The following is an 899-nucleotide window of genomic DNA, read 5'->3' as shown; positions in this document are numbered from 1 at the left end:
TTTAAATTTTTCATGATTTAATTATACCATGAGAGGTGCTTTTTTGTCTCTTTTTAGCATTTTCTTTTCAAATAAAAAGAAGGATGTGCCTCCTTTACAGAAGGGGAAACGGAAGAGCACTTGAAAGGCAAACTTGAGTTGTACAAGTGGTTAAAGCATTTGCAGATAGCTGTTCAGTTGGAGCCCTATTTGAAAGACTTGCAACAGAGACCTGATTTATTAGCATTTATAGACAGAACGCCAATCGCAATTGAATTTCAGTGTAGTCCTATATCTATAGAAACGATTGAAAAGAGAACCGAAGGCTATATATCTAATGGATACAGAGTTGTTTGGATAGTCGGGCAGAAGGTAACTCTGAAAGGAGAAATGACTGCAGTGCAAAGAGCATATGTGGGAGAGATTAATCATACGTACTGCTTTATACATTATAACTTATTGTTAAAAAGACTTATCGTCTATTCACACATTAAAAGCAGCGATAGAGGCATGTGTTTTCATAAAACGTCTTTTGCTGCTTATTCAACTCTTCCACCAGAGGGACTCGTTCCACTGAAAAGACACACCAAGCCCATGAATGTCTCCAATAATTTAGAGGCAAAAATGAAACACTTGACCAGGATGAGCTATCAGAAGCGTAATCATGCTCGAGAGTTCTTCTCTTTAATGTATAGTCATGGCGACAATCTACAGTCTATCCCATTAATAATAATGGATACAGTGGAAGACGAGTGGATGATACGAACTTTTTCTTACCAGTGGAAATATGTTCTTCTCATTTGGTTTGAACAACAAGCAACTAATAGAGTGTTGACTTCAAAAATGGGTAGTGTAAAAAGTTTTATGAAAAAACAAGAAAAAAAGAGAAATACTTCCTCTGATTAACATAAGTGGGAGTA

At 36.2% G+C, this 899-nt stretch carries 1 pseudogene; it reads left to right on the top strand.

Going from position 1 to position 899, the window contains the following annotated elements:
• Positions 1–117: 117 nt before the first annotated feature.
• Positions 118–885 (top strand): annotated as a pseudogene (locus tag ABDZ53_RS06795) (competence protein CoiA); the annotation flags it as partial.
• Between the last annotated feature and the right edge of the window lie 14 nt (positions 886–899).

Source organism: Alkalibacterium iburiense, assembly GCF_039521845.1.
Lineage (GTDB): Bacteria > Bacillota > Bacilli > Lactobacillales > Carnobacteriaceae_A > Alkalibacterium > Alkalibacterium iburiense.
Note: the sequence above shows the minus strand (reverse complement) of the source record. Positions and strands in the feature narration are given on the sequence as shown.